The 23,747-nt window shown below is 67.5% G+C and carries 19 protein-coding genes; 9 read left to right on the top strand and 10 right to left on the bottom strand.

Annotated features, from left to right (window positions below):
- Nucleotides 1-7 precede the first annotated feature (7 nt).
- From QUC20_RS12090 to QUC20_RS12070, 5 genes are read right to left on the bottom strand one after another with little or no spacing between them, the layout of a single operon-like run.
- Nucleotides 8-1,252, bottom strand: coding sequence for a lipopolysaccharide biosynthesis protein (locus QUC20_RS12090; protein ID WP_289330029.1), 1,245 nt, complete (start codon nucleotides 1,250-1,252; stop codon nucleotides 8-10).
- On the bottom strand, nucleotides 1,249-2,376 hold the full coding sequence (locus QUC20_RS12085) for a glycosyltransferase family 4 protein (RefSeq protein WP_289330028.1): 1,128 nt from the start codon (nucleotides 2,374-2,376) through the stop codon (nucleotides 1,249-1,251). Before QUC20_RS12085 ends, QUC20_RS12090 begins: the two co-directional genes overlap by 4 nt.
- Nucleotides 2,376-3,575: a glycosyltransferase family 2 protein gene (locus QUC20_RS12080; protein WP_289330027.1), complete on the bottom strand. Its 1,200-nt coding sequence runs from the start codon at nucleotides 3,573-3,575 to the stop codon at nucleotides 2,376-2,378. Before QUC20_RS12080 ends, QUC20_RS12085 begins: the two co-directional genes overlap by 1 nt.
- Entirely contained in the window at nucleotides 3,572-4,768 is a 1,197-nt protein-coding gene (locus QUC20_RS12075; RefSeq protein ID WP_289330026.1) for a glycosyltransferase family 4 protein, read from the bottom strand. Before QUC20_RS12075 ends, QUC20_RS12080 begins: the two co-directional genes overlap by 4 nt.
- 2 nt (nucleotides 4,769-4,770) lie before the next feature.
- The gene (locus QUC20_RS12070; RefSeq protein WP_289330025.1) at nucleotides 4,771-6,687 is read right to left on the bottom strand and encodes a DUF6541 family protein; all 1,917 of its coding nucleotides are present in this window, start codon (nucleotides 6,685-6,687) and stop codon (nucleotides 4,771-4,773) included.
- Nucleotides 6,688-6,853: 166 nt separating this feature from the next.
- Here QUC20_RS12070 and glf point away from each other — a divergent pair, with 166 nt between their 5' ends.
- Genes glf through QUC20_RS12055 form a run of 3 tightly spaced genes read left to right on the top strand, consistent with a single transcriptional unit; the run spans nucleotide 6,854 to nucleotide 10,197 of the window.
- Nucleotides 6,854-7,990, top strand: coding sequence for a UDP-galactopyranose mutase (gene glf, locus QUC20_RS12065; RefSeq protein WP_289330024.1), 1,137 nt, complete (start codon nucleotides 6,854-6,856; stop codon nucleotides 7,988-7,990).
- A 48-nt stretch (nucleotides 7,991-8,038) separates the two neighbouring features.
- Nucleotides 8,039-9,130: a glycosyltransferase family 2 protein gene (locus tag QUC20_RS12060; protein ID WP_289330023.1), complete on the top strand. Its 1,092-nt coding sequence runs from the start codon at nucleotides 8,039-8,041 to the stop codon at nucleotides 9,128-9,130.
- Nucleotides 9,127-10,197: a UDP-N-acetylglucosamine 2-epimerase gene (locus tag QUC20_RS12055; RefSeq protein ID WP_289330022.1), complete on the top strand. Its 1,071-nt coding sequence runs from the start codon at nucleotides 9,127-9,129 to the stop codon at nucleotides 10,195-10,197. Before QUC20_RS12060 ends, QUC20_RS12055 begins: the two co-directional genes overlap by 4 nt.
- Here the strand turns inward: QUC20_RS12055 and QUC20_RS12050 are convergent.
- Nucleotides 10,157-11,491 carry a lipopolysaccharide biosynthesis protein gene (locus QUC20_RS12050; protein ID WP_289330021.1) on the bottom strand — a complete coding sequence of 445 codons (1,335 nt, stop codon included), beginning with the start codon at nucleotides 11,489-11,491 and terminating at the stop codon, nucleotides 10,157-10,159. The two genes, QUC20_RS12055 and QUC20_RS12050, sit on opposite strands and share 41 nt — an antisense overlap.
- Nucleotides 11,492-11,606: 115 nt before the next feature.
- Between QUC20_RS12050 and QUC20_RS12045 the strand changes: the two genes are divergently transcribed.
- The 6 genes from QUC20_RS12045 to QUC20_RS12020 all read left to right on the top strand — a co-directional run bounded on the left by QUC20_RS12045 (nucleotide 11,607) and on the right by QUC20_RS12020 (nucleotide 18,036).
- Nucleotides 11,607-12,242, top strand: coding sequence for an acyltransferase (locus QUC20_RS12045; protein ID WP_289330020.1), 636 nt, complete (start codon nucleotides 11,607-11,609; stop codon nucleotides 12,240-12,242).
- Entirely contained in the window at nucleotides 12,242-13,336 is a 1,095-nt protein-coding gene (locus tag QUC20_RS12040) for a DegT/DnrJ/EryC1/StrS family aminotransferase (protein ID WP_289330019.1), read from the top strand. Before QUC20_RS12045 ends, QUC20_RS12040 begins: the two co-directional genes overlap by 1 nt.
- Nucleotides 13,336-14,334, top strand: a complete 999-nt coding sequence (locus tag QUC20_RS12035; protein WP_289330018.1) for a Gfo/Idh/MocA family protein — start codon at nucleotides 13,336-13,338, stop codon at nucleotides 14,332-14,334. The genes QUC20_RS12040 and QUC20_RS12035 overlap by 1 nt, the downstream gene beginning before the upstream one ends.
- A gap of 90 nt (nucleotides 14,335-14,424) precedes the next feature.
- Entirely contained in the window at nucleotides 14,425-16,455 is a 2,031-nt protein-coding gene (locus QUC20_RS12030; protein WP_289330017.1) for an acyltransferase family protein, read from the top strand.
- 46 nt (nucleotides 16,456-16,501) lie between these two features.
- Nucleotides 16,502-17,293 (top strand): ABC transporter permease, encoded by a 792-nt coding sequence (locus QUC20_RS12025; protein ID WP_120264708.1) that lies wholly within the window; start codon nucleotides 16,502-16,504, stop codon nucleotides 17,291-17,293.
- A complete protein-coding gene (locus QUC20_RS12020) occupies nucleotides 17,293-18,036 on the top strand; it encodes an ABC transporter ATP-binding protein (RefSeq protein WP_289330016.1) in 744 nt (247 codons plus the stop codon). Before QUC20_RS12025 ends, QUC20_RS12020 begins: the two co-directional genes overlap by 1 nt.
- Before the next feature lie 3 nt (nucleotides 18,037-18,039).
- Here the strand turns inward: QUC20_RS12020 and QUC20_RS12015 are convergent, their stop codons facing one another.
- Genes QUC20_RS12015 through QUC20_RS12000 form a run of 4 tightly spaced genes read right to left on the bottom strand, consistent with a single transcriptional unit; the run spans nucleotide 18,040 to nucleotide 23,740 of the window.
- Nucleotides 18,040-19,953 (bottom strand): glycosyltransferase, encoded by a 1,914-nt coding sequence (locus QUC20_RS12015; RefSeq protein ID WP_289330015.1) that lies wholly within the window; start codon nucleotides 19,951-19,953, stop codon nucleotides 18,040-18,042.
- A gap of 13 nt (nucleotides 19,954-19,966) precedes the next feature.
- Nucleotides 19,967-20,938, bottom strand: a complete 972-nt coding sequence (locus QUC20_RS12010; RefSeq protein WP_289330014.1) for a glycosyltransferase — start codon at nucleotides 20,936-20,938, stop codon at nucleotides 19,967-19,969.
- Between the two features lie 10 nt (nucleotides 20,939-20,948).
- Nucleotides 20,949-22,295: an O-antigen ligase family protein gene (locus QUC20_RS12005; protein WP_289330013.1), complete on the bottom strand. Its 1,347-nt coding sequence runs from the start codon at nucleotides 22,293-22,295 to the stop codon at nucleotides 20,949-20,951.
- The gene (locus QUC20_RS12000) at nucleotides 22,292-23,740 is read right to left on the bottom strand and encodes an O-antigen ligase family protein (protein WP_289330012.1); all 1,449 of its coding nucleotides are present in this window, start codon (nucleotides 23,738-23,740) and stop codon (nucleotides 22,292-22,294) included. The genes QUC20_RS12005 and QUC20_RS12000 overlap by 4 nt, the downstream gene beginning before the upstream one ends.
- Between the last annotated feature and the right edge of the window lie 7 nt (nucleotides 23,741-23,747).

Genomic DNA, 23,747 nt, shown 5'->3' with positions numbered 1-23,747 from the left:
GCGGAGCTCACAGCGCCGGCTCGACGGGGGTGTGGCGGAGATCGTGCAGGACGCGCAGGCACCGGCGGGCGAGGAGCATCGTCGCCGCTCCCTCGGTCACGGCGTAGCCGAGTGCGGCCCCGACCGGGCCCCAGGCGATCCCCAGTCCGATCATGAGCGGGATGCCGAGCGCGGTGGCGACGAGTGTCGCACGCATGACCGCGCCGGCCTGCCCCGCCGGGAAGAGCACCAAGCGCGCTACGGCAGTGCGCACCGAGAAGAAGAAGAACACTGCTCCGAGCACGACGAGGATCTCGAACGGCGCAGGCGCGTTGGGCAGGTACACGCTCGTCAGCCAGGGGCCGACCAGCGCGAGACCGGCCCATCCGGTGACGCCCGTCGCGGTCGCGAGTCCGATGGCGATCGTCATCCGGCGGCCCCGATGGCTGCCATGCGCCTCGCCGATCCAAGCCTGCAGTGCGTTCGCCAGCGTCATGGGGATGAACTGACCGAGCTTGAGCATCTTGTCGCCCGTAGCGTAGCCGGCGGCGGCGACCGGCACCGCTGTGACGTTGACGACCGGGGCGGGGACGCTCGAGTAGCCGCTCAGCCCGGCGTCGTTCAGCGCAACCGAGAGATTCGAGCGCAGGAGGCGGGGCAGGTCGCGGGGCCGCGGCCACGGACCGGGATGCCGGCGGAGCAGGCGCACCGTGAAGATCGAGGTGCCGATCAGCGTGACGAGGATGCCGGCGAGCGGATACAGCACCACGACGCCCGTCGAGAGCACGAGCCCGGCCGCCGCGAGGTTCGCGAGCAGGCGCGGTGCCGCGTCGTAGATGACGATCGTGCGGGGGTCTCCGACTCCGGCGCAGAACCAGGTGAAGGACAGGGCGATGAGCGCACCCTGCATCCCCATCAGGATCGTCAGCCATTCGGAGCCCGGCGTCGCGATCAGCCAGCAGATGACCGCCAGCGCGGGCAGCGCCAGGATCGAGATCGACAGGCGCACCGCGATCGACTCGCGATAGAGCCTGGCGCGCTCGTCGTCGCCCGCCGCGACCGAGATCAACGCCGGGCCGATGGTGGCCCACCCCCAGCCGATCGCGATGGCGGCGAACGTCCCGATCGACTCTCCGGCGATCGCGCTCGCCCACCCGCCGGGCCCCGCGATCGTGGTGACCGCCGGCAGAGCGATGATCGGGGAGAGCGCCGCGATCGCCGGTACGAGGAGGAAGCCGAGCAGGCGACGCTTCATCGAGGGCGCAGCGCTCACCGTGAGGTCTCCACCAGGGTCGCCTCGAGGACGGCGGCGGTGGCGTCTGCCGCATCGTCCCAGGTGAATCGTGAGGCCCACGCCTGTGCGGCCGCGCGTGCGGCGGCGTCCGCCGGCTCGTTCAGGGCTTTCGTGATCGCGAGCCCGAACGCGGCGGGATTCGTGGCGTCGGCGTAGCGGGTGACATCACCGCCGACCTCGCGCAGCACCGTCACGTCGTTGGCGAGAACGGGGACATCCCGCCGCAGCGCATCGACGACCGGCAGCCCGAACCCCTCGACGAGCGAGGGGCAGACATACAGGTCAGCGATCTGGAACAGTGCTTCGAGTTGATCGTCGCTCACCCAACCGGGCAGGATGACGTCGCCGTCGAGTCCGAGTCGTGAGACGTCATCGGCGAGCGGGTCGGGGAGCCTGCTGCCGGCGATCACCGTCAGTGGCCGGACCATCGCTGGAAGCGTCGCAAGCGCTTCCAGCAGTCCGACGAAGTTCTTGTGCGGCATCCGGTTTCCGACGCTCAGGACGATCGGCCGATCGTTCGGGAGGGCGAGCGCGGTCAGGGCGGCCCACGGGTCACCGACGGGACGGGGCGCGGCGCTGCCGTTGTGTACCACGGCGATGCGCTGGGAGGCGACCCCCAGGTGTCGTTCGATGCTGGCGGCGGCGGCACGCGACACCGTCAGCACGCGGTCGGCGGTCTGCGCGGACCGGCGCATGAGTGTCGACGTCACCGCCCGTTGTGCGCGCTCGGCGAGCGATCCCGGCACCTCGTCGTAGATGGCGTCGTGCACGGTGACGACGCGCGGCACGCCTCGGAAGATCGGACCGAAGTTCGCTGGTGCCCAGACGAGGTCGGCGCGCCCCCGGCGGGCGATGGCCTCTGTCGCTGCGACGGCGCCGAGCGCCCACGTGCCGGGGTCGGAGCCGACCCAGATGAGGGACTGGACGTGGCCGGGGAAGAACGTGCCGACCTTCTCGTTTCCGTCGCGTCCGGTCAGCGCGGCGAAGCGGACGCGGGGCATACGCTCGGCGAGCCGAGGCATCAGCTCACGCACATAGGTCTCGGTGCCGCCGCGCGAGCCGGTGAACCCCAGCAGATCGACGAGCACCCTCGATGACGGCATCAGCTCTCGATGACGGCTTCGGGGCGCTGCTCACGACGCGGTGTCGTGAGGACGCCGGAGAAGAAGCTCATCATGATGGTCTGGAAACCGAGGATGATCGTGAGCGCGCTCGGCACCGCGATACGCACCGCCTGCGCGGCATCCTGCTGGCCGAAGTCGGCACTGCCCCACACGCTGACCTGCACGATACCGATGACGATCCCGAGGAGGAACAGCGCGACGCCAGCGAGCAGTCCGCGCTCGGCCGACCATTTCGCGACGATGCGCCGGTATCGTTCGCTGGTCGGGAGGAAGCCCTCCTGCGTCGCGTACAGCTTCGTCAACCAGAAGAACAGCAGGGCTTGGAAGCCCGTGACGCACAGTGCACTCGCGTAGACCATCGTGGTGACGTCGAAGCCGATCCCGCCGATCTCCACGCCGCCGAAGGCGAGCACCGCGACCGCGATGGCACCGAGGAAGAACGCCACGAGGCCGGGGTAGACGAAGAGCCAGCGCGGCGCGAACAGGAGAAGGAAACGCAGGTGGCGCCAGCCGTCGTGCCAGCTGCGCAGGTGCGGCGGGCGCGACCGGCCGTCCTTCTTGAGCGTGGTGGGGACTTCCTCGATCCGGTACTTCGCGAGGGAGGACTTCACCACCATCTCGGACGCGAACTCCATGCCGGTGGTCTGCAGGTCGAGCGCGCGCATCCGATCGCGGTTGAACCCGCGGAGTCCGCAGTGGAAGTCGCGGACGTTCGGGCGGAAGAAGAGCTGACCGATGGTCGACAGCACCGGGTTGCCCAGGTACTTGTGCAGCGGCGGCATGGCACCGGGCGCGATGCCGCCGGCGAAGCGATTGCCCATGACGAGGTCGGCACCCGCTCGCAGGCGCTCGACGAACGGTTCCAGGTTCTCGAAGTCGTAGCTGTCATCGGCGTCGCCCATGATGATGTAGCGCCCGCGGGCGTTGTCGATGCCGTTGATCAGCGCCGCGCCATAGCCACGGCGGCTCGCCGATGAGACGCGCGCGCCGAGGCGGAGCGCGATCTCCTGCGAGCCGTCCGTGCTGCCGTTGTCGGAGATGAGGACTTCACCCGAGATGCCGGTGCGGGCCAGGAAACCCTGGGCCTTGCGGATGCAGACCTCGAGCGTCTCGGCCTCGTTGAGGCACGGCATGAGAATCGTCAGTTCGACCTCGGTGGACGGGGATGCAGCAGTCACAGAGTGTCTTCTTTCGTGTTCCGGGCGATGCGCCGCGGTGGTTCGAGGGCTTCGAGGATTCCCTCGACGGTACGGCGGATTGTGCGGGTCTCGATGGCGGATTCGTACCAGGCGCGTGCGGTGCGACGGAGCTCGTCGCCCCCGTCCGCGACGGCGCAGATGGCGGCCGACAGGTCTTCGGCGGACGCGGAATCGGCGACGACGCCGTTGACTCCCGCCTCGACGAGTTCGGTGGCGGCGTTACCGGGGTCGGCGACGAGGACCGCGGGCGTGCCGTGTGCGTTCGCTTCGACCACCACGAGGCCGTAGCCTTCGCGGCGGGACGGATTGATGACGCAGAGGGCTCCGTGCATCAGCTCGGCCAGCCGTTCCTCGTCGACGAATCCGGGGAACTCGGTCCACTCCTCGCCACCGGACTCCGCGACGGCGGCGCGCACGGCGTCGCCGCTCGGTCCTCGCCCGAGCACGACGAGGCGCAGGTCGGGAATCCGCCGGCGTGCTGCGGCAACGGCGGCCGGGAGCGTTTCGACCCGCTTGTCGGGGATGTGGCGTCCCACATAGAGCACGTACGGCGGCTCAGATGCCGGGGTGACGGGGCCCGTTTCCACCGTGGCATCGATGAGGCCCGGGCTGACGACCGGGACCGTGCGCAGGCCCTCGTCCCGCAGCCGGGTCGCGCTGAGCTGAGAGTGGCAGGTCGCGAGCGGGGTCACCGCGATGGCGGCGCGCTGGAGCACCCAGGCGATGGTGCCGGTGACGGTGCCGGAGTAATCGACCCATTGGCGGCGCGGCCAGACCTCCAGGTAGTCGACGACCAGACGCGTGCCGGATCCGAGAAGCGCGAGGCGTGCGGCGAAGACGTTGAAGATCGGGAGTCCGCTCACGATCACGGCGCCGAAGCGACGACGCCGACGTACGAGGGTCCCGAACAGGCCTGCCGCGAAGCGGAGCGCCGCGGGGATACGCCGCACGCCGTCGCCCGAGTAGAGCGAGAGCCGTCCGGTGACCGCAATCACGGAGAAAGCCTCGGGCAGCTCGACACCATCGTCCCACTGACGAGACGTGAGGTAGTCGACCTCGTACCCGAGTTTCACCAGCTCGTCCGCGAAGGCGCGGTACTGACGTTCCCCGCCTCCGGTGGTGAAGGGGAAGAGGCAGTCGTAGGCGACCGCGAGACGCCGACGCGACGCCACGATCAGCATCCTTCGATGCGGAACAGGCGTGCTTCGGGACCTTCCGAATCCACGAGCACGAGATGAGGACCCGGTGCGAGATCTTGGATGCCGTCGTAGGTGACGGCCTGCGACTGGTCCATGACGTCCTGTCGCCCGAAGTCCAGGACGTAGTCGATTCCGAGGTCCTCGACCGTCGAGCAGACGGTCGGGTCGGAGTCGATGTTCCGCAGGTGGGAGTTGAGGTAGACCAGCTCGGGGGAGGGGGAACCGAAGATATGCCGCTGGGTCACGTCGCGATCGGACAGGGCGAGCGCAAGCGATGCGCCGGTGCGCGGACTTCCGATGATGAGCGCGTCATCGCTGGTCTCCTCCGGCAGCCGGTCGAGCAGGGCTCGTTCGTCAGAGGTGAGAAGGACCGAGTCATCGGTGTAGGCGTAGGCCTCGCGAACCTGCGAGATCGCGAAGCGGGTGTTGGGGCCGACGGCGACGGAGAACACCGCGATGACCGCGACGACGAGGGCGACGACGCGGGCCCAGTTCGGCGCGGAGAGCCGCGCGAGGGCTCGGCGCCCCACGTCGTAGATTCCGAGTGCGCCGAGCACGGCGACCGGGATGGCGGCCATCGGCAGCAGGGCCGCGAGACGGTTCGCGTCGTTGTACCAGGGGTTGGTGAGGAACTCGCGGAGAGGGTGGTCGATGCGCAGACCCGAGGCGACGACGAACAACAGGATGGCCACCGCGAATGGGGCGATCAGAGGGAGCGACTTCGGCCGTCGCGCCGCCACGACCGCTCCGGCCACGAGGAGGACGGCGATCACGATGGTAGGCGCGTATCCCCGAGGTGAGGCCAGCGCGGCCTCGCCGATCGCCTGCGCGAGGTTCTGCCAGGGCTTCCATCCCGAGTGCTCGGCCGAGGTTCGGAAGACCGACCATGTCGCGATACAGACCACCGCGAAGCCCGCTGCGCTCGCCGCGAGCGCCCACCAATCACGCTGTGACCGGCCCGCGATCGCGCGTGCCAGGAGCGTGCTCAGCACGGACGCTGCCGAGAACGCGAGCAGGGCCAGGAAGGCGTTCGGATGTCCGAGGAAGACGCCGCCCGCCAGCAGCGCGATCAGCAGGACGGCGCGAACGATGCTTCCGGATCTGCGCTCGTCGAGTGCGAGGACGACGGCGGCGAGACCCGCGGGCAGCATGGCGTAACCGACGAGATTGGGATACAGAACACCCCAGTTGAGGAAGAGTGCGGGGAACGCACCGAACCCCGTCGACAGGGCCGCCGCGGCGACGTAGGCGGCTCTGCGGCGGTGGAACATCGCACCGACGAGGGCCATGATCGAAGCGGGCCACAGGACCGCGACGAACGCGAGGTTCGCGGCATTGATGCCCTCCGGAACGGTGACACCGGTCAGCTCGACGACGAGCGTCGTGATGGCATGCCACGCATTGGGGTAGCCCCCGATGTCCGAGGTGGCGCCTATCTGGAACGGCGAGGCGCTGCCGTTCTTCACGGCGAGGGCGATCGCGTTCAGATGGACGATGTTGTCGAACCGCTGAGCGATGTTGTCCGGCCCGCCGAACGCGCGGGCGAACAGAACGCCGAGTCCGCCGGCTGCCGCCGCCAGCGCGCCGGCGGTCGCGAGGAAGGTGCCGCGGGACGTCGGTGCGTCGTCGGTCCCGGCGAAGCGGCGCAGCACGAGGCCGACTCCCGCGACGAGCGCGGTGACGAGCGCGAGCGGGATCAGCCCCCAACGCAGACCGACGAGCGGGGCGATCGTGGCGGCGACAGCAGCGACCGTGACCGACACCGCCGGAGCGAGGAGCCAGCGAGAGGGATTGCGCACACCCCAGCCGGCGGCCATCACGATGCCGCCCGGGACGATCAGGAGGAGCGCAGCGACGAGGATCGACGGAAATATGCTGATCCAGCTGTCCATTCGATCCCGACTCCGTCACTGCGACAATTCGACATGCCATCGTAGCTGACGCCCTCGGCGGGCTTTCCCACGGTTTCCTCAGGCCCGCCGAATGCGTCGCGTAGGATCGATGACGCCCCGCCCGGGGGTGCCCATTCGCTTGCCCCGAAACGAAAGCGTTCGCCCCATGGACCTCCTCATCGTCGGCTCCGGCTTCTTCGGCCTCACCATCGCCGAGCGTGCCGCAGCATCCGGCCGCAAGGTGACCGTCATCGACCGCCGCCACCACATCGGCGGCAACGCCTACACCGAGAACGAGCCGACCACCGGTATCGAGGTCCACAAGTACGGGGCCCACCTGTTCCACACCTCGAATGCGACGGTGTGGGAGTACGTCAACCGCTTCACGCAGTTCACGAACTACGTCCACCGCGTCTACACGACCCACAAGGGCGTCGTGTACCCGCTTCCGATCAACCTCGGCACGATCAACCAGTTCTTCCGGGCCGCCTACACTCCCGGTGAGGCGCGGGACCTCATCCAGGAGCTCGCCGGCGAGTTCGACCCGAAGGGGGCGAGCAACCTCGAGGAGCGCGCCATCGGGCTCATCGGCCGTCCGTTGTACGAGGCGTTCATCCGCGACTACACCGCGAAGCAGTGGCAGACCGATCCGAAAGAGCTTCCGGCCGAGATCATCTCGCGCCTGCCGGTCCGCTACACCTACGACAACCGCTACTTCAACGACACCTGGGAAGGCCTCCCGGTCGACGGCTACACCGCGTGGCTCGAGCGCATGGCCGACCACCCGAACATCGAGGTGAAGCTGAACACGGACTTCTTCGACGAGTCGCAGCCCCTGAACAAGAGGGCGACCGTCGGGCAGGTGCCGATCGTCTACACCGGCCCGGTGGACCGTTACTTCGACTACACGGAGGGCGAGCTGTCGTGGCGCACGCTCGACTTCGAGCAGGACGTCCTCGACATCCCCGATTTCCAGGGCACGAGCGTCATGAACTACGCCGACGCCGACGCCCCGTACACGCGGATCCACGAGTTCAAGCACTTCCACCCGGAGCGCGCCGATCGGTACCCGACAGACAAGACCGTGATCGTGCGGGAGTACTCGCGCTTCGCGACCCGCGCCGACGAGCCGTACTACCCCGTGAACACCGCCGATGACCGTGCGGGCCTGCTGGCATACCGCGACCTCGCCAAGGGTGAGCAGGAGGTGCACTTCGGCGGACGCCTGGGCACCTACCAGTACCTCGACATGCACATGGCCATCGGCTCTGCGCTGTCGATGTGGAACAACCACCTCGCATGAGCGATCGGCTCCACCGGGGTTGTCGGACGTCTTCGTTAGGGTGATGACGTGCAGTCTGGACTTTGGAAGGCCTCGCGGTTGACCGCCATCTCGGTCGTGATGCCCGCGTTCAACTCTGCACGATGGCTCGCGTCAACCATCGCGTCGCTCGCCGAGGCGGCTCGACGCGTCGAGGTTCCCATCGAACTGGTGGTTGTCGACGACGGATCAACGGATGACACGCTCGCTGTGCTGGACAGTATCCGCGGTGGCTTTCCCGGCACCTTGCGAGTTGTGTCTCAGAAGAACCTCGGCCGCTTCCGCGCCCGCCTGGCCGGTCTCGAGGCTGCGTCCAATGACCACATTCTCCTCATGGACTCACGCGTCCTCATTGAACCGCACGCGCTCGGCTATCTCGTTCGGCAGAGCGGACGAGCCGATGCTCCGACCGCATGGAACGGTCACGTACCCACTGTCGATGACGCCCCCCTCATCGGGCGTTTCTGGGAGGTTCCCGTCCAGATCTTCTGGCGGCGATACCTCCGACGTCCCCGTCCCTTCGATCTGACGACGGAGACCTTCGATCAAGCCCCCAAGGGCACGGGCCTTTTCTTCGCGCCTCGCGATCTGCTACGGGACGTGTTTCGCGAAGCCGCGCCGGAGGGAGACGCGCATCTGATGTCCGACGACACGCGGATCCTGCGTGCCATAGCGCAACGGACTCCGATTCGTCTCGACCCCGGCTTTGCCGGTTGGTACCGGCCTCGGACGACGTACAGGGCGTTCATCTCACACACCTATCAGCGCGGCACACTCTTCGTAGACAGCTACGCAGGTACTGGGACGGCGCGTTCCGCGGCACTGCTCATCGCGGCCGCGGCACCGGGTGTAGTCGTAGCGGTGATCGTCGGACTTCTCGTCTCCCGTCGAGCCGGCGTGGCTATCGGTGTGGGGCTTGCCGGAGTCGCCCTAGCCGCCCTCCCCTCGGCCGTGGCCCTACGGCTAGGGGTCGCGCCGCGGGCAGCACTTGCGTACCTCCTGCACCTCCCGTCGTTCGTCGTTCCGTTTTGGGGCGGACTCGTGCGGGGCATCGTCGTGCATCGACGTGCGTTCCTACGACGTAACGACGCGATCGACCCTCGCTCTCAGGAGAACTCATGATCATTTTCATCTACGGAACGACCGCCGAGGCAATCAAGATTGCGCCCGTGATGCGCCGATTGGCTGCGCGTGGGGCGGCCTTTGAGCAGTGGGTAACCCAGCAGCACACCGAAGCGTTACGCCGGGCCATCCCCGAACTCGGGCTGCCCGAGCCTGACCGCGTGATCGCGAACGGGTGGCGCGGAAAGCCCCTCAAATCGCCCGTCCAGATGCTGGGGTGGATCGCGTCGGTCGGGAAGTGGGCACTTCTGAATCTTGGGAAGACTCGTCGTTCGCTGCCCTCGGGGTCGATCGTCGTCGTTCACGGTGACACGATGACGACGGTGCTGGGTACATTCATCGGGCGGTTCCTACGTCTTCCTGTCGCGCACGTCGAAGCCGGCCTTCGATCTGGTAACTGGCGACACCCTTTCCCTGAGGAACTCGATCGGCGCATCGTGGGTCGCTTCGCCAGCATCCATTACGCACCGGACGATGAGTCCGCGCGCAACCTTGCCGGTCGACGCAACGTCGTCATCACCCACGGCAACACGGCAAAGGATGCCGTCCGTGATGCGGCAGGTGCAGAGGCCCTGGACGCTGATCGCTATGGCCTGGTCCTTCTCCACCGTTTCGAGTTCATCTCCAACGCCGCGCTGGTGCGTGAGACCCTTCGAACGCTGGAGGCGAGCAGCCCGGTGAGCATGCGTCTCATCGTCGATTCCTATTCTCGGGACGCCATTGAGGCGACGATCGCAGAGCTCGGACTTGTGAAGTTCGTCGTCCAGGCGAAACTGGAGCACGCTGCATTCGTTGCGCTCATGCGGGGAGCTCGCTTCATCGTGACGGACTCCGGGGGCATCCAGCAGGAGGCAGCGGTCTTCGGAGTGCCCACGCTGGTGCACCGGAAGGTGAGCGAAAGTCGAGAAGGGATCGGGTCCAGCGCGGTGCTCTCTCGTTGGGATGCGAACGCGGTCGCGGACTTCCTGAGGAACTTCGAAGAATATCGAGTGGTCGATGTCGACGCGGGCGAATCGCCGGCCGACATCATCGTCGAGGATCTCTCGAACCGCGGCTATCTCGGCTGAACACTTTCGCTCGTGTCCTCGACCGCAACTGGCCGGTGGTCGGGCCGAACCACTCGATCAGCATGAACGCAACGAGGGCAATGGCGCCGATCGCGCCCATCATCCACAGCATCGCGAAGATGTCAGGGAGGATCAGCGGGAACGCTATCCCCTGAGCCAGGACCGCCATCCAAACGACAGCGACCGCTGGCCGCGAAGCCGATGCTGTCATTTTGACCATCAATCCTTGCGCGGCTATCCACGGCGCGTAAGCGATGGAGGCGGCAACGAGAAACTCGCTCGTCCGAGCGTACTCGTCGTCGTAGAGAAGACCGACGATCCAGCCCCCGGCGGCGATGAAAACCACGATCATGGCGATGCTTGTGCCGAGTGATATGGCCAGGGTGGCGAGGACGCCGGTCCGGGTGAGCGCGGCGTCTCCGCTATTGCGCACGAACCGAGGAAGGAGGTAGAACGACAGCGTCGCGGGAAGGAGGAGTCCGGCTTTGACGAGAACGGTGGCAGCAGCGTAGGCGCCGGCATCCTGGGGGTGCGCGGTCGCCCGGACGAACAAAACATCAGCGCTGGTGAGCCAGGCGAAGCCGACTGTGAGCGCGACGATCGCCAAGCCCGTGCCGCTGAAGACGCTCGCGCGTGGCCTCCGGATCCGTCGCGTGTGGAGTAGCGCACCAACTGTCGTGGCGGCCACCGCGGCCACGACGGAACCGACAACACCAGCCAGGCCGGCCCCGATTCCGATGGCGGCGAGGAGCAGCACGATGCGGATCACTTGTGACGAGGTCGACCACCAGACAGCGGCGCCCACCCGTCCCGATCCCTGGAGAAGGCCGAGTGAGTCCGCGAAGACGAGGCTGAGCGGTATCGTGCAGGCGGCAGCGATGACGATGGGGGCTGTGGTGTCGAGGTTGTGCGCGAGCAGGGGCGAGACTGCTGCAACGCCGATGGCGGCGGCGGTGCCCAACAGCACCGCGTCTTTCGGCCATCCACGACGGCCCGCCGAAGGATGCGTCTCGGCGTCCCGGCTCAATCGAGCAGTGTTGACCGTGACGTGGTTTTGGATGGCTGCGCTGCCGACTGCTGCAACATTCACAATGACAAGGAACGCCGCAAACAGTCCGAAGTCCGCTGGCGCAAGGTAGCGGGCGCTGAGCAGTTGGAACCCGAAGGTGGCAAGGATGCCGATCCCGCTTGCCGCGGCCACCGACGCAAGACCTCGCGCGTGTGCGCGAGCATGGAACAACACCCCTGACAGCCGCCGGGGACCGCTGGCTTCTGCCGGGGGAACGTCTGACATGTGACACCGTTTCGTCGAGGGCGAATTCCTACTGTAGACGTGCGACTCCTGGGTTCGATTCTTCCGCCCTCCTCGGCACAGACCGCGCGGTGCGTCGACGGTAGGATCGTCACTCGTGACCGGTCATCCTGATAGTTCGTTGTCCCCTGAACGTCGGCGGGCGCATATAGAAGACAGCGCGAACGTCAGCGAGTCGGCCGACGTCGGTGAAGGGGCGGTTGTCTGGCACCTCGCGCAGGTCCGAGAAGAAGCGCGCATCGGGTGCGACGTGATCATCGGTCGGGGCGCGTACATCGGCTCCGGAGTGTCTGTCGGTGATCGCTGCAAGATTCAGAATTATGCGCTCGTGTATGAGCCGGCGGTGATCGAGGATGGCGTGTTCATCGGTCCTGCGGTCGTCCTCACAAACGACGCGTTCCCGCGCGCGGTTTCACCGGTCGGGGAGCTCAAGAGTGCATCTGATTGGCAAGCCGTCGGTGTGACCATTCGTCGTGGTGCGTCGATCGGTGCCAACGCTACTTGCGTGGCGCCTCTTGAGATCGGTGAGTGGGCGACAGTTGCAGCGGGCGCAGTCGTCACGCGGGATGTGCCTCCGTACGCGCTCGTTGCGGGCATCCCGGCTCGCCGAATCGGATGGGTCGGGCCGGCCGGGGTGCCGCTGAAGAACGACGGTGGATGCGCCTGGTCATGCCCAGTCACGGGCGACCGCTTCGCGGAACGCGAAGGCGTGCTGATTATGGAGGACAAGTGATGGAGTTCATTCCCGCGGCGAAGCCGATCATCGGGGCCGAGGAGCGAGAGGCAGTCGACCGAGTCCTACGTGGCGGGATGGTGGCGCAAGGACCGGAGGTTGCACAGTTCGAGGAAGAGTTCTCGGCGCATTTTGTACTGGACAGGCCCACAGTGGCGGTCAACTCGGGTACTGCGGGCCTCCACCTCGGTCTGCTCGCGGCTGGGATCGGCCCGGGCGACGAGGTCATCGTCCCGTCGTTCACTTTCGCGGCGACCGGCAACAGCGTCGTGCTGGCCGGAGCGACCCCCGTCTTCGCTGACATTGACTCCTCCACCTACACGCTCGATCCCGCCGCGGTGGAGGCGGCGGTCACGCCGCGCACACGAGCGATCATGCCGGTCCACCTCTACGGTCACCCCGCGCGGATGGCAGAGATCGTTACGCTCGCAAGGCAGCACGACCTGCTCGTGATCGAGGACTCAGCTCAGGCGCACGGCGCGGCCGTGAATGGTCGTCCTGTCGGGACCCTCGGCGATGTCGCCATGTTCTCGCTCTATCCGACGAAGAACATGACCAGTGGCGAAGGAGGGATGGTGGTCGCGAGGGACACGGAAGTGGCTCGCACCGTTCGCTTACTCCGGAACCAAGGCATGGAGAAGCAATACGAGAATGAGATCGTCGGGTTCAATGCGCGTATGACCGACATCCACGCGGCGATCGGTCGTGTCCAACTGACGAAAGTGGACGGATGGACTGAGATTCGACGTGCTCATGCCGCGTTCCTCGACCAGAACCTGCGCGGAGTGGGGCTTCCTACGGTCCGCGAGGATTCGAGCCATGTCTATCACCAGTACACCGTCCGCATCCCGGCGGGGCGGGACCGGTTCGCTCTAGCACTGCGCGAGGAGTTCAACATCGGCAGCGGGGTTTATTACCCGATTCCCAATCATCGGTTGCCGTCACTTGCTAAGTATGCTCGAGAGCTTCACCTCCCGGAGACCGAGCGGGCGGCACGAGAGGTCCTGTCGCTGCCAGTCCACCCCTCCCTCTCGGACAGCGATCTCGATCGCATTGTGAGTGCAGTCAACTACCTCGCGAATGGCACGCGGTGATGAGGTCTCTACGCGCAGGACTCCTCGGGCTGGGCATGATGGGTCGACACCATGCTCGTCTGCTTCGCGATATCGACGGGATCGAACTCGTCGCGGTCGCGGACCCCGGGGGCGACCCCCATCGCGTCGCGCAGGGGCTCCCCATCCTGGACGACGTCCGAGCTCTCATCAATGCCGGCATCGACATTGCTGTCGTGGCAATTCCCACTCGCTTCCATGCCGAAGCGGCGATCGCGCTTGCCGAGGCTGACGTCCACACCCTCGTCGAGAAGCCGATCGCGGACGACTCTCAATCGGGGCGAGCCGTCGGCGAGGCGTTCCGGACCCGCGGACTTGTCGGGGCCGTCGGGCACGTAGAACGCTTCAACCCGGCGCTCCAGCAGCTGCGAATGAGGTTGGCAGCGGGCGACGCCGGCTCTGTCTACCAGGTGGCAACCCGTCGGCAGAGCACCTTCCCAGCGCGGATCGGCGACGTTGGGGTAGCGAAAGACCTCGGGACGCACGACGTGGACCTGACAGCATGGATCACGCAATCGACATACGACACGATCTCTGCCCAGACGACGTTCAAAAGCGGGCGGCAGCATGAAGACATGATCGCCATGACCGGGAGGTTGCGAACCGGCACCATCGTCAGCCACCTCATCAACTGGCTCAGCCCGATGAAGGAGCGCATCACGGTCGTCACCGGCGAGCGAGGGACGTTCATCGCCGACACCGCCACAGGGGATCTGACGTTCTTTGCGAACGGCACGGAGGCTCTTGAATGGGAGTCCGTGTCGACTTTTCGAGGCGTATCGGAAGGTGACATCACACGATTTGCCTTCGCGAAGAAGGAGCCTTTACGCGCTGAACTCGAAGCGTTCCGTGACGCCGTCCGAGGCGAACCGAGCGATTTGTCCTCGATGGACGAAGCGTTGCATACGCTGGAGGTCGTACAAGCCGCCCTCTCGTCCGCGGCCGACGGTGGAGCTGTGCGTCACCTTGCAGTCAGCTGACGAACGCGCGTTGCACGTGTCTTACAATTGACGGGTGCTTTCAGACTGCCTGCGCCCCCGCGCGGGGGCAGCAGACGGCGGCCGGTCTTGATGTTCGATCACGCGGGACCCAGCGGGGAAGGCAGCGTTCAGGACGCGGATCGCTGGGGATACCGCGCCGACATCGACGGCCTCCGTGCCGTCGCCATCCTGCTGGTTGTGACCTACCACGTGTGGCTCGGGCGCGTTTCGGGCGGGGTCGACGTATTCCTGATGCTGTCTGCCTTCTTCCTCACGCGGACGTTCCTGCACCGCATCCATACCGGCGCACCGCCGCACATAGCGCGCCGGCTCGTCGGGACGTTCCGGCGGCTCCTTCCCGCTGCTGCCGTGACACTCCTGTTCGTCCTTCTGCTGGCACGCGTGCTCTATCCCGCCACGATGTGGCGGTCGCTTTGGGAGCAGACGTGGGCGTCCCTGCTCTACGTCCAGAACTGGGTCCTGGCCGCAGACGCGGTGGACTACTACAACCGCGGCGAGGCGCCCAGCCCGCTCCAGCACTTCTGGTCGCTCTCCGTGCAGGGTCAGGCATTCGTGCTCTGGGCGGTGCTCTTCGCGCTCTGCCTCCTGGTCATACGGCGCTTCCGGCGGTCTCCGGACGCCGTCGTTGCGGTGGTATTCGGGGCGGTCTTTGTGCTGTCGCTGGCGTACTCGATCGTGCGGACGGATGCCGCTCAGCAGCTCGCCTACTTCGACACAGGTGCCCGGCTGTGGGAGTTCGCCGCCGGGTCGCTGCTGGTCGTCGCGCTCCCGCACCTGCGGCCCGGGCCCAGGCTGAGCGCCGTGCTCGGCTGGACCGGCATCGCCGGGCTCCTCAGCTGCGGCGTGCTGCTCGACGTCGAGGGCGGGTTCCCCGGGTACCTCGCCCTGTGGCCGGTCGTCTGCGCCGCGATGATCGTCGTGTCGGGAACCGGCGACGCGGGGCGTGGGCCGGCCCGATTCCTCGCATCGCGCCCGCTTCGACTCGCCGGCCGCGACGCCTACGGCCTCTATCTCGTGCACTGGCCGATCCTGGTCACGTGGCTCGTCGTGCGCGAGCGAACTGAGGTCGGAGTGGCGGGTGGGGTGGCGATCGTCGCCGCCTCCCTGGTGTGCGCGAGGCTGCTGACCTTCGCCGTAGACCACCCCGTGCGGCAGTGGCGACGCTCGGAACGCAGCGTCATGCCCTCGGTCGCGGTCGTCGCCGTCGCCGCTCTGGTCGTCGTGGTTCCCGTCGGGACATGGCAGGGGGTGACCGCGTACCGCGAGCAACGGATCGCCGAGCAGCAGCTGACTGCGAATCCCGGGGCGCACGTGCTCTTCGACGACGAGGTCTCCGAACCTGACCCGGAGCTGCCAATGATCCCGCTTGCGACTGCGATCGAAGACGAATGGGTGCAGCTCGAACTCGAGTGCAGCGGCGCGCGCGCCATCACCGACGACATCCTGCACGGCTCGTGCTCCGAGATGCCGGGCACGCAGCGCGCAATCGAGCTGATTGCGGTGATCGGCGACTCCCACGCGCAGCAGATGACGGCGGCTCTCGTGCCGATCGCGGAGCAGCGCGGCTGGGGTGTCATCACGCTCGTGCGCGGCGGCTGTGCCATGGGCCTCGACGACCCCGGCTTCGATCCCGACTTCTGCCCGCAGTGGCGCGAGGCGGCGATCCGCCATGTGGAGGCGATCAAGCCGTCGGCGGTCATGACCATCGTCACCGCCGCTGACGCCGGCGATGAGGACGAGCGCCTCCGGCCGGGAATCGAACGGTTCATCGACCGCATGGACGCCGCCGACATCCCGATCATCGCGGTACGAGACAACCCGCGGTTCGGCTACAACATGTTCGGTTGCGTCATCGAATCCGACGACCCGGAGGGCTGCTCCGTGCCCCGTAGCGGCTCGCTAGCGGCCGCCAACCCGGCGCGCATCCTCCAGCGCGAGAGCATCACGCACGTCGATCTGACCGAGTGGATCTGTCCGGATGACGTCTGCCCAGCCGTCGTCGGCAACGTCGCCGTGTATCGGGATGACAACCACCTCTCCAGTTCCTACGCGCGGACCCTCGCGCCGGTGCTGGAACGGCAGCTCGCACCTCTGCGGTGAGGTGTGTCACCGAGCCGTGCCCTCATGGAACCGTAGGATCGAACGCGTGAGTCCCGCCGTCGTCGGCGCCCCCGGATCGCCGCGGCGCTACCTCCACTCTCTGTGGCTGCTGTCGGCGCGCGATCTGCGGGTGCGCTACTCCACGAGTGCGCTCGGCTACTTCTGGTCGGTCCTCGACCCGCTCGTGATGAGCGGGATCTACTGGTTCGTCTTCACGCAGGTCTTCCATCGGGACGTCGGTGAGAACCCCTACATCGTCTTCCTCATCACCGCGCTGCTGCCGTGGGTGTGGTTCAACTCGGCGGTCACCGACTTCACGCGTGCGTTCAACAAGGACGCACGGCTGGTCCGGTCCACCTCGATCCCACGCTCGATCTGGGTGGGGCGCATCGTCCTGAGCAAGGGCATCGAGTTCCTCTTCTCGCTGCCGGTGCTCGCGATGTTCGCGATCTTCGGGGGAGCGACGGTCAACGCCGCGCTCCTCCTCTTCCCGGTGGCCGTCGTGCTTCAGGTGATCCTGCTCCTCGGGCTCGGGCTCATCGTCGCCCCGCTCTGCGTGCTCTGGGGCGATCTCGAGCGAACCACGCGGCTCGTCCTGCGCGCGCTCTTCTACGCGTCGCCGATCATCTACGGCGTGGCCGACCTGCCGGGCGTCTTCAAAGAGATCGGCGCGTTCAACCCGCTGGCCGGGATCTTCACGCTCTACCGCGTCGGGTTCTTCCCCGACCAGTGGGACACGCTGTCGGTGATCGTCGGGGCCGCCACCAGCATCCTGATCTTCGGGCTCGGACTCCTCGTCTTCTCACGCCTCGAGCGTCCGGTGCTGAAGGAGCTGTGATGACCGGACTCGCGATCGAGGTGCGCGACCTCGGTGTGCGCTTCCGCCGCAACCGGCGCGGGAGGCGCAACCTCAAGGACCTGTTCGGCGGCGCCTCGCGCCGAAGCCGCCCGGGGGAGTTCTGGGCCCTCCGCAACGTCTCGTTCTCCGTCGAGCCGGGCGAGTCGATCGGCGTCGTCGGGCGCAACGGGCAGGGCAAGTCCACGCTCCTCAAGCTCGTCGCCGGCGTCCTGCTGCCCGATGAGGGCCGTGTCGAGGTGCACGGTGGGGTGGCGCCGCTCATCGAGATCACGGGCGGGTTCGTGGGAGACCTGACCGTCCGCGAGAACGTGCGCCTCACCGCGGGACTGCACGGGATGTCGAAGGCCGAGGTCAACCGCCGGTTCGACGACATCATCGATTTCGCGGAGATCGCCGATTTCGTCGACACCCCGTACAAACACCTCTCGAACGGCATGAAGGTGCGCCTCGCGTTCTCCGTGGTGTCGCAGCTCGACGAGCCGATCCTGCTCGTCGACGAAGTGCTCGCCGTCGGCGACCGTGCCTTCCGCGCGAAGTGCTACAAGCGCATCGACGAGCTTCTCGCCGAGGGGCGGACGCTGTTCTTCGTCAGCCACAACGAGAAGGACCTGCGGCGCTTCTGCACGCGTGGGCTCTACCTCGACAAGGGTTCGCTGGTCCTCGACGGGCCGATCGGCGACGTGCTCGATCGGTACAACGAGGACCACAACGGCGGGGCTTGACCCTCAGCGCTTCGCGGAGCCGAAGATGCTCTCCCACGATTCCGGCGAGGTCAGCTGCCCGATCGCGCGGCGGTAGCGCCGCGACAGCTTCGGCCAGTCGCGCTTGAGCTGTGCGTGCAGCCGCAGGCTCTCTCGCAGCATCCGCCGGTAGGCCGCCCGGTCGCGGGTGTAGATGTTCTTCCCCGACCCATCGGCGGCGCTCACGAGCGCGCTGTCGTAGCGAGGAAGCCGCCACCAGTTCGCGTCACCCTTGCCGAACTCGACCTCGGGCTGGGTGACGTTCTCGGGTCGGGGCGCGTGCAGCCAGTGCGAGGCGAGGGTCGACAAGGTGAACCAGCGGAGCTTGAGGCCCGTCGGGCTGTCGAAGGTGTGGCGGGGGAGGCGCTTGAAGACCTGACGCCCCCTCCGCGAACGCAGTGGTACGCCGGTGTCGCGGTGGATGACCGTCTCGGGGAACTCCTTCTGCAGAGCCCTGGCGGCGGGCATGGCCGTCGCGATTCCCGCCGCCATGTGCTCCGGTCCCGACAGGATGTCGCGCAGGGCACGGTGGCGCAGCTCGACGGGGTAGTACTGCATCATCATCAGGTGCTTGAGGTCGAGTCGTCGACTGTGCCGCAGCAGCGTGCCACCGCGCGGACTGTTCGAGTGCAGCAGTGCGGCGACGATGCGGTTCCGCGCGTGGAAGTACGCCTGCCAGTCGATGGAGTCGTCCTTGCCGACCCACGACACGTGCCAGAGCGCGACTCCGGGCATCGAGACCGTGGGGAAGCCGGCGTCGCGGGCGCGCAGGCAGTACTCCGCGTCGTCCCACTTGATGAACGCGGGCAACGAGAGGCCGATCTCACGGATGACCTCGACCGGGATGAGACACATCCACCAGCCGTTGTAGTCGGCGTCGAGTCGCATGTGCAGCTCGGGTGACTGCCGCAGGTTCGCGACCGAGAAGTCGTGTGGCATCTTCTCCTGCTGCAGCGTGCGCCACATGAACGGCTCGTCGTCGACGACCTCGGCCCAGGCGTGGAGCTTCGGGCGGTCGAGCAGATCGAACATATGCGCGCCGACGATCGTCGGCGTCGTCGCGTACCGGCCGAACACGATCGACCGACGGAGGGACTCGGGCTCGATGCGCACGTCGTCGTCGAGTAGCTGGACGAAGTCGCTGTCGGGCCGCTGGAGGGTCTCGTACATCGCGCGGGCGAAGCCGCCCGAGCCGCCGAGATTGGGCTGCGTGATGATCTGAAGCGTCTCGCCGAGGCTGTCGGCGACCTCGGCGAAATCGTGCTGCGCGTCGACACGGTCGGTGCCCTGGTCGATGAGGAAGATGCGGTCGACCAGCTCGAGGACATCGGGCGCCGCGTCGAGTGCACGGAGGGTTGCCACGCAGTAGTCGGGCTTGTTGTAGGTCGTGATCCCGAGCGAGGCCTTGCCCGACCGGGCCGGTTCCTGCTCGGTCGTCCACTCAGCTCCCAGGAACCGGGCGTCCTCGCGGTCGGCTGCGATGTCGAACCAGATCCATCCACCGTCGCTGTACTGGTTGAGCGCGAGCTCGAAGGTGCTGGTCGCCTCGCCGGTGACCTCGCGGGTCTCCAGTCGCTGGCGGGTGCCGCCGCCGTTGGAGCGGTAGACGAGGACGGTGGCGGGGCCTTCGGTGTGCACGGTGAGGGTCACGTCGCGGACCGGCGTCCAGTGCTGCCAGTACGACGCCGGGAAAGCGTTGAAGTACGTGCCGAACGATACCCGCCGGCCGCCCACGATCCGGGCCTCCGAGCGACCGAGGATGTTCGACAGCTGGGCCCGCGACGACACGCGCACGGGCTCCTCATCGATCTCGGTCCACGTCTCGGGGTCGACATAGAGCGGAAGGAGGTCGGGGTCGTGCTCGAGAGGGAGGACGGCGCGCTGCAGCAGGTGGGGCATGATCTGTCTTTCGTCAGGGACGGGCCGGCTGATCCATCAGCGGCTGCATCGGCTGCCAGGTACGGTCGCGCGAGATGCGCCGGCCGTCGCGGAGGCCGCGGAAGAGGTTCGAGGTGCCTCGCACGGTGCGCTCGACCAGGAAGAGCCGGATCAGCTCCTTGCCGAACGTCAGGGTCGTCCCGAGACCGAACAGCACCGGGTTGTAGACGCCCTTCGTTCGGTAGTACTGCTTGATGTGCGCCCGGTTGCGCATGATGTAGTACCGGTAGGCGTCGCTCGAGGCGTTCATGTGGCGGATGCCCATGTCCCACTGGCGGATCTCACGCGTGCGGCGCAGGACGAACTCGTCGACGATGACCGACGTCGTGATGCGCGAGGCGAGCCATCCGTAGAGCTGGTCGTCCCAGTAGATGAAAAACCGCGGGTCGGGGAGCCCGATGCGGGCGACGATGTCGCGGTGGATGAACATGCCCTCGAAGCATCCGGAGTTCATCTCCTTGTAGCCCGCCTCGCCGAAACCGGCGGGCGCGAAGGGGATCGGGATGCCCATGCGTTCGGCGACGCGGTACTGCCAGTAGAACTCGCTGCCGTCGTAGTCGTAGCGACGGCCCTGGATGCTACGGAAACGCGGCGCCCAGCGGCCCATCTTCGCGAGGCCGTCGGGGAGCACCTCGACGTCGTCGTCCATGAGCCAGATCCATTCGGAGCCGAGCTCGTACGCCACGCGCACGCCCTCGCTGAATCCGCCCGACCCGCCCGTGTTCGTCTCGAGACGCCGGTACTCGAGCTGCGTGCCCAGCCGATCGCGGAACGAGTCGACGACGGATGTCGTGTCGTCCGACGACGCGTTGTCGATGATCACCACGTGCCCGGGCTTCGGGTCCATGCGGACGATGCTCTCGAGCAGCCGCGACAGGAGCGCGGAGCGGTTGAAAGTGACGATGGCGATGGTCGCCGTTGTCGGGTCGAAAACCTGCGCGCTCACCGGCCCGATCCTACCGTGCGATGCCGTGGGTTCCCGTCGAGGTGTCCCCGGGCAGACCTGCGGCGGGAGTCGTCGGCCGCACGGCATCCCGGATGTTCTCGCGCCAGGATCGCGATTGCCCCGCCCGTAGGGCGCACAGCACGAGCATCAGCCAGCCGTAGCCGTGGAGGGGGAAGCTCTCGAAGAGGGCGTCGACGAGCACGGTCACGAGGATGAGCGGCGTCCAGGCGTAGAGGATCGAGCGGCGCTCGCTCGCGACGAGCCAGGCGCGGCCGAGGGCCAGGCCGACGAACGTCATGAAGATGAGGAGTCCGACCCAGCCGAGCTGGAGGACGACGTCGACGTAAGCGTTGAGCGCCGAGGTGTGACGGTCGCCGAGTGCGAAGTTGATGGCGTTGAACGGGAAGTCCGTCCGTGACCACGGTCCGAACCAGCCCCACCCGCGCACGGGCTCCGCGCGGACGAACGAGGCGACCTGGTCCCAGAGCTCAGCGCGGATGGAGAAGTCGGTGCCCGCGCCGATCCACGCGATGATGCGCTCGCGGAAGAGGTATCCGACCAGCGCTCCGACGACGACGGTCGCGGCGAGCACGGACTGCACGGGCCGGCGCAGCGCACGGCGGGTGCGGCGGACGAGGCCGAGGGCGGCCGTCGCGATCCCCGTCGCGACGGCGAGGACGAGCACGGTGGGGGAGTCCGACAAGGCGGCGAGGAGTGCGGCCAGGACCGCCGAGAAGAGAGAGACTCCGGTGCGGACTGACACGGTCCGCCATTCGATATAGAAGGTGATCAGAGCCAGGACCGCGATGAACCCGAGGGAGTTGCGGGTGCCGAAGATGCCCTGGACCGGACCGAGGACGGCGATGTCTCCCTCGATGCCGAGGAAGCTGAAGGGCATGTCGAAGAACACGCCCGAGAGGAGCTCGAGCGCCAGCGACAGCACCAGCAGGACGCGGAACACGTCGGCCAGCGCGCGGACCGTCTGGAGGGTGTCGCGCGTGTTGGCGATGACGACGGCCAGGAACGCGATCGAGGCGAGCGCGAGCCACCCGCCCAGCGTTCCGGAGGCGTCGGTGGTCCAGGTGATGCTCGCGAGCGCCCAGCCGAGGAACACCACGAGGGTCGACGGGATCAGTCGCACGAGGGTGAACTCGCGGCGACGCACCAGCAACAGGGCCGCGCCCACCACGCACAGCCCCGCGATCACGGTGAGCCAGGTGACGCGGCCCGCCGTCCGCTCGACGAGATGCTCCGCGAAGACCGCGGCGATCGCGGTGTGGGCGAAGGCCTGCGCGAACGCCGCCGAGTCGAGGGTCCGCACGAGCCACGACGTCGACAGTGCCGGTGGCGTCGTCACGCCGCGCCCTCGACGGGCGCACCGCGTTCGATGGGGGCCCCGCCTTCGAGCGGCCAGGCGGCTGCAAGCGTCGAGCGGCGACGCACGGGGGTGCCCCGCACAGACGCAGGAGCCTGCTTGATCGCGAACGCGAGCATCACGAGCAGGAACCAGCCCCAGTTGAGCAGGGGTGACGACTCGGTGACGCTCTGGACGAGCAGGATCGTCGCCACCAGCGCCGGGATGAGCAGCAGGCGCGACCGGGGTTCGCGCTCGGCACCGGGGCGGGGGATGCGGCCGAGCGCCAGGAACCACGCGCGCCACGTGAAGGCGCCGAGGGCGACGGCGAACAGCAGCACCCCGACGACGCCGAGCTGCATCGCCACGTCGAACCACGTGCTGTGCGCCTGCATCACCGTGACGCCGCGATCGATGATCCACCCGTCGAAGAACGGGTCGGTGGGCACCCACGGCACGGAATAGCCCCAGCCGATGATCGGGCTCTCGGCGAACCGTTCGCCCACGGTCGCCCAGATCTCCTTGCGGCCGCTGAGATCGGAGGAGCGTCCGAGCAGCTCGAAGAGGGCTTCCCGCACGATCCACAGGGTCGTGATGAGGGTGATGCCCGTGACGGTGAAGACGATGTAGAGGATGCGCCGGGTACGTGCGGTGCGCGCGCGGCGCATGAGCAGCACGACGACGATCACGAGAGCGATGGCGATCGCGCACATCGCCGCTGTCGCGGACGACCCCCGCCAGAAGCAGAATGCCGCCAGCAGCGTCCACGCCACGAGCGGCCCGCGCCGGCCGGCGCGGGTGTTGATCTGCAGGCCGAACACCACGAGCCCGAGGAGCGCGATGTAGGCCAGGGAGTTGGCATTGCCGAAGATGCCCTGGATGCGGTCGTCGGTGAAGAGCTTGTCGCGTGACCAGAACATGATCGGGTCGCCCGTGAAATCCGGTCCGGGCCGCACGAAGCCGGGCAGGATCGGTCCCTGCCAGATGAGCGAGACCCACAGCTCGAAGGCGAGCGAGAGGGCCAGCATCCACTTCACCGCCGCGGCGATGGCCTCGATGATCTGGCGCCCCGTGAGCACGGCGGCGACGAAGATCGCCTGCGCCGTCGTCGCCAGCAGAAGGGCGAGCGTCATCGCGGTCGCGCGCGGCCATTCGGTCCACAGCAGCGAGAGCACCGCCCAGCCGATGTAGGCCAGGGCGAACCACGGGAGGCGGCGCCAGCGGCGGCGCGGCCGTTGGATCACCCAGATCGCCGCGGAGACAGCGGTCGTCACCGCCACCACGACAGCCGAGCCGCCCACGCCGATCGCCATGAGCCAGGCCGTGCCCGCCATCGATGAGGCGATGATCAGGGTGCACCACGCGCGCACCAGCCGGAGGGGGAGGCGCCGCGGTGCCGGGGTCGTCGGCGCAGCCGTTCCTGATCCCTCGCGCGTATGACTGGCCATGATGCTC

Origin of the sequence: Microbacterium arborescens (genome assembly GCF_030369635.1) — a bacterium.
Classification (GTDB): Bacteria; Actinomycetota; Actinomycetes; order Actinomycetales; family Microbacteriaceae; genus Microbacterium.
This window is presented reverse-complemented; position numbering and strand designations above follow the sequence as displayed.

Coding starts and splice junctions, on each gene's coding strand:
- glf (WP_289330024.1), top strand. CDS start 6,854: ATGGACCTCCTCATCGTCGGCTCCGGCTTCTTCGGCCTCACCATCGCC.
- QUC20_RS12015 (WP_289330015.1), bottom strand. CDS start 19,953: ATGCCCCACCTGCTGCAGCGCGCCGTCCTCCCTCTCGAGCACGACCCC.
- QUC20_RS12085 (WP_289330028.1), bottom strand. CDS start 2,376: ATGCCGTCATCGAGGGTGCTCGTCGATCTGCTGGGGTTCACCGGCTCG.
- QUC20_RS12020 (WP_289330016.1), top strand. CDS start 17,293: ATGACCGGACTCGCGATCGAGGTGCGCGACCTCGGTGTGCGCTTCCGC.
- QUC20_RS12030 (WP_289330017.1), top strand. CDS start 14,425: ATGTTCGATCACGCGGGACCCAGCGGGGAAGGCAGCGTTCAGGACGCG.
- QUC20_RS12055 (WP_289330022.1), top strand. CDS start 9,127: ATGATCATTTTCATCTACGGAACGACCGCCGAGGCAATCAAGATTGCG.
- QUC20_RS12035 (WP_289330018.1), top strand. CDS start 13,336: ATGAGGTCTCTACGCGCAGGACTCCTCGGGCTGGGCATGATGGGTCGA.
- QUC20_RS12070 (WP_289330025.1), bottom strand. CDS start 6,687: ATGGACAGCTGGATCAGCATATTTCCGTCGATCCTCGTCGCTGCGCTC.
- QUC20_RS12040 (WP_289330019.1), top strand. CDS start 12,242: ATGGAGTTCATTCCCGCGGCGAAGCCGATCATCGGGGCCGAGGAGCGA.
- QUC20_RS12050 (WP_289330021.1), bottom strand. CDS start 11,491: ATGTCAGACGTTCCCCCGGCAGAAGCCAGCGGTCCCCGGCGGCTGTCA.
- QUC20_RS12000 (WP_289330012.1), bottom strand. CDS start 23,740: ATGGCCAGTCATACGCGCGAGGGATCAGGAACGGCTGCGCCGACGACC.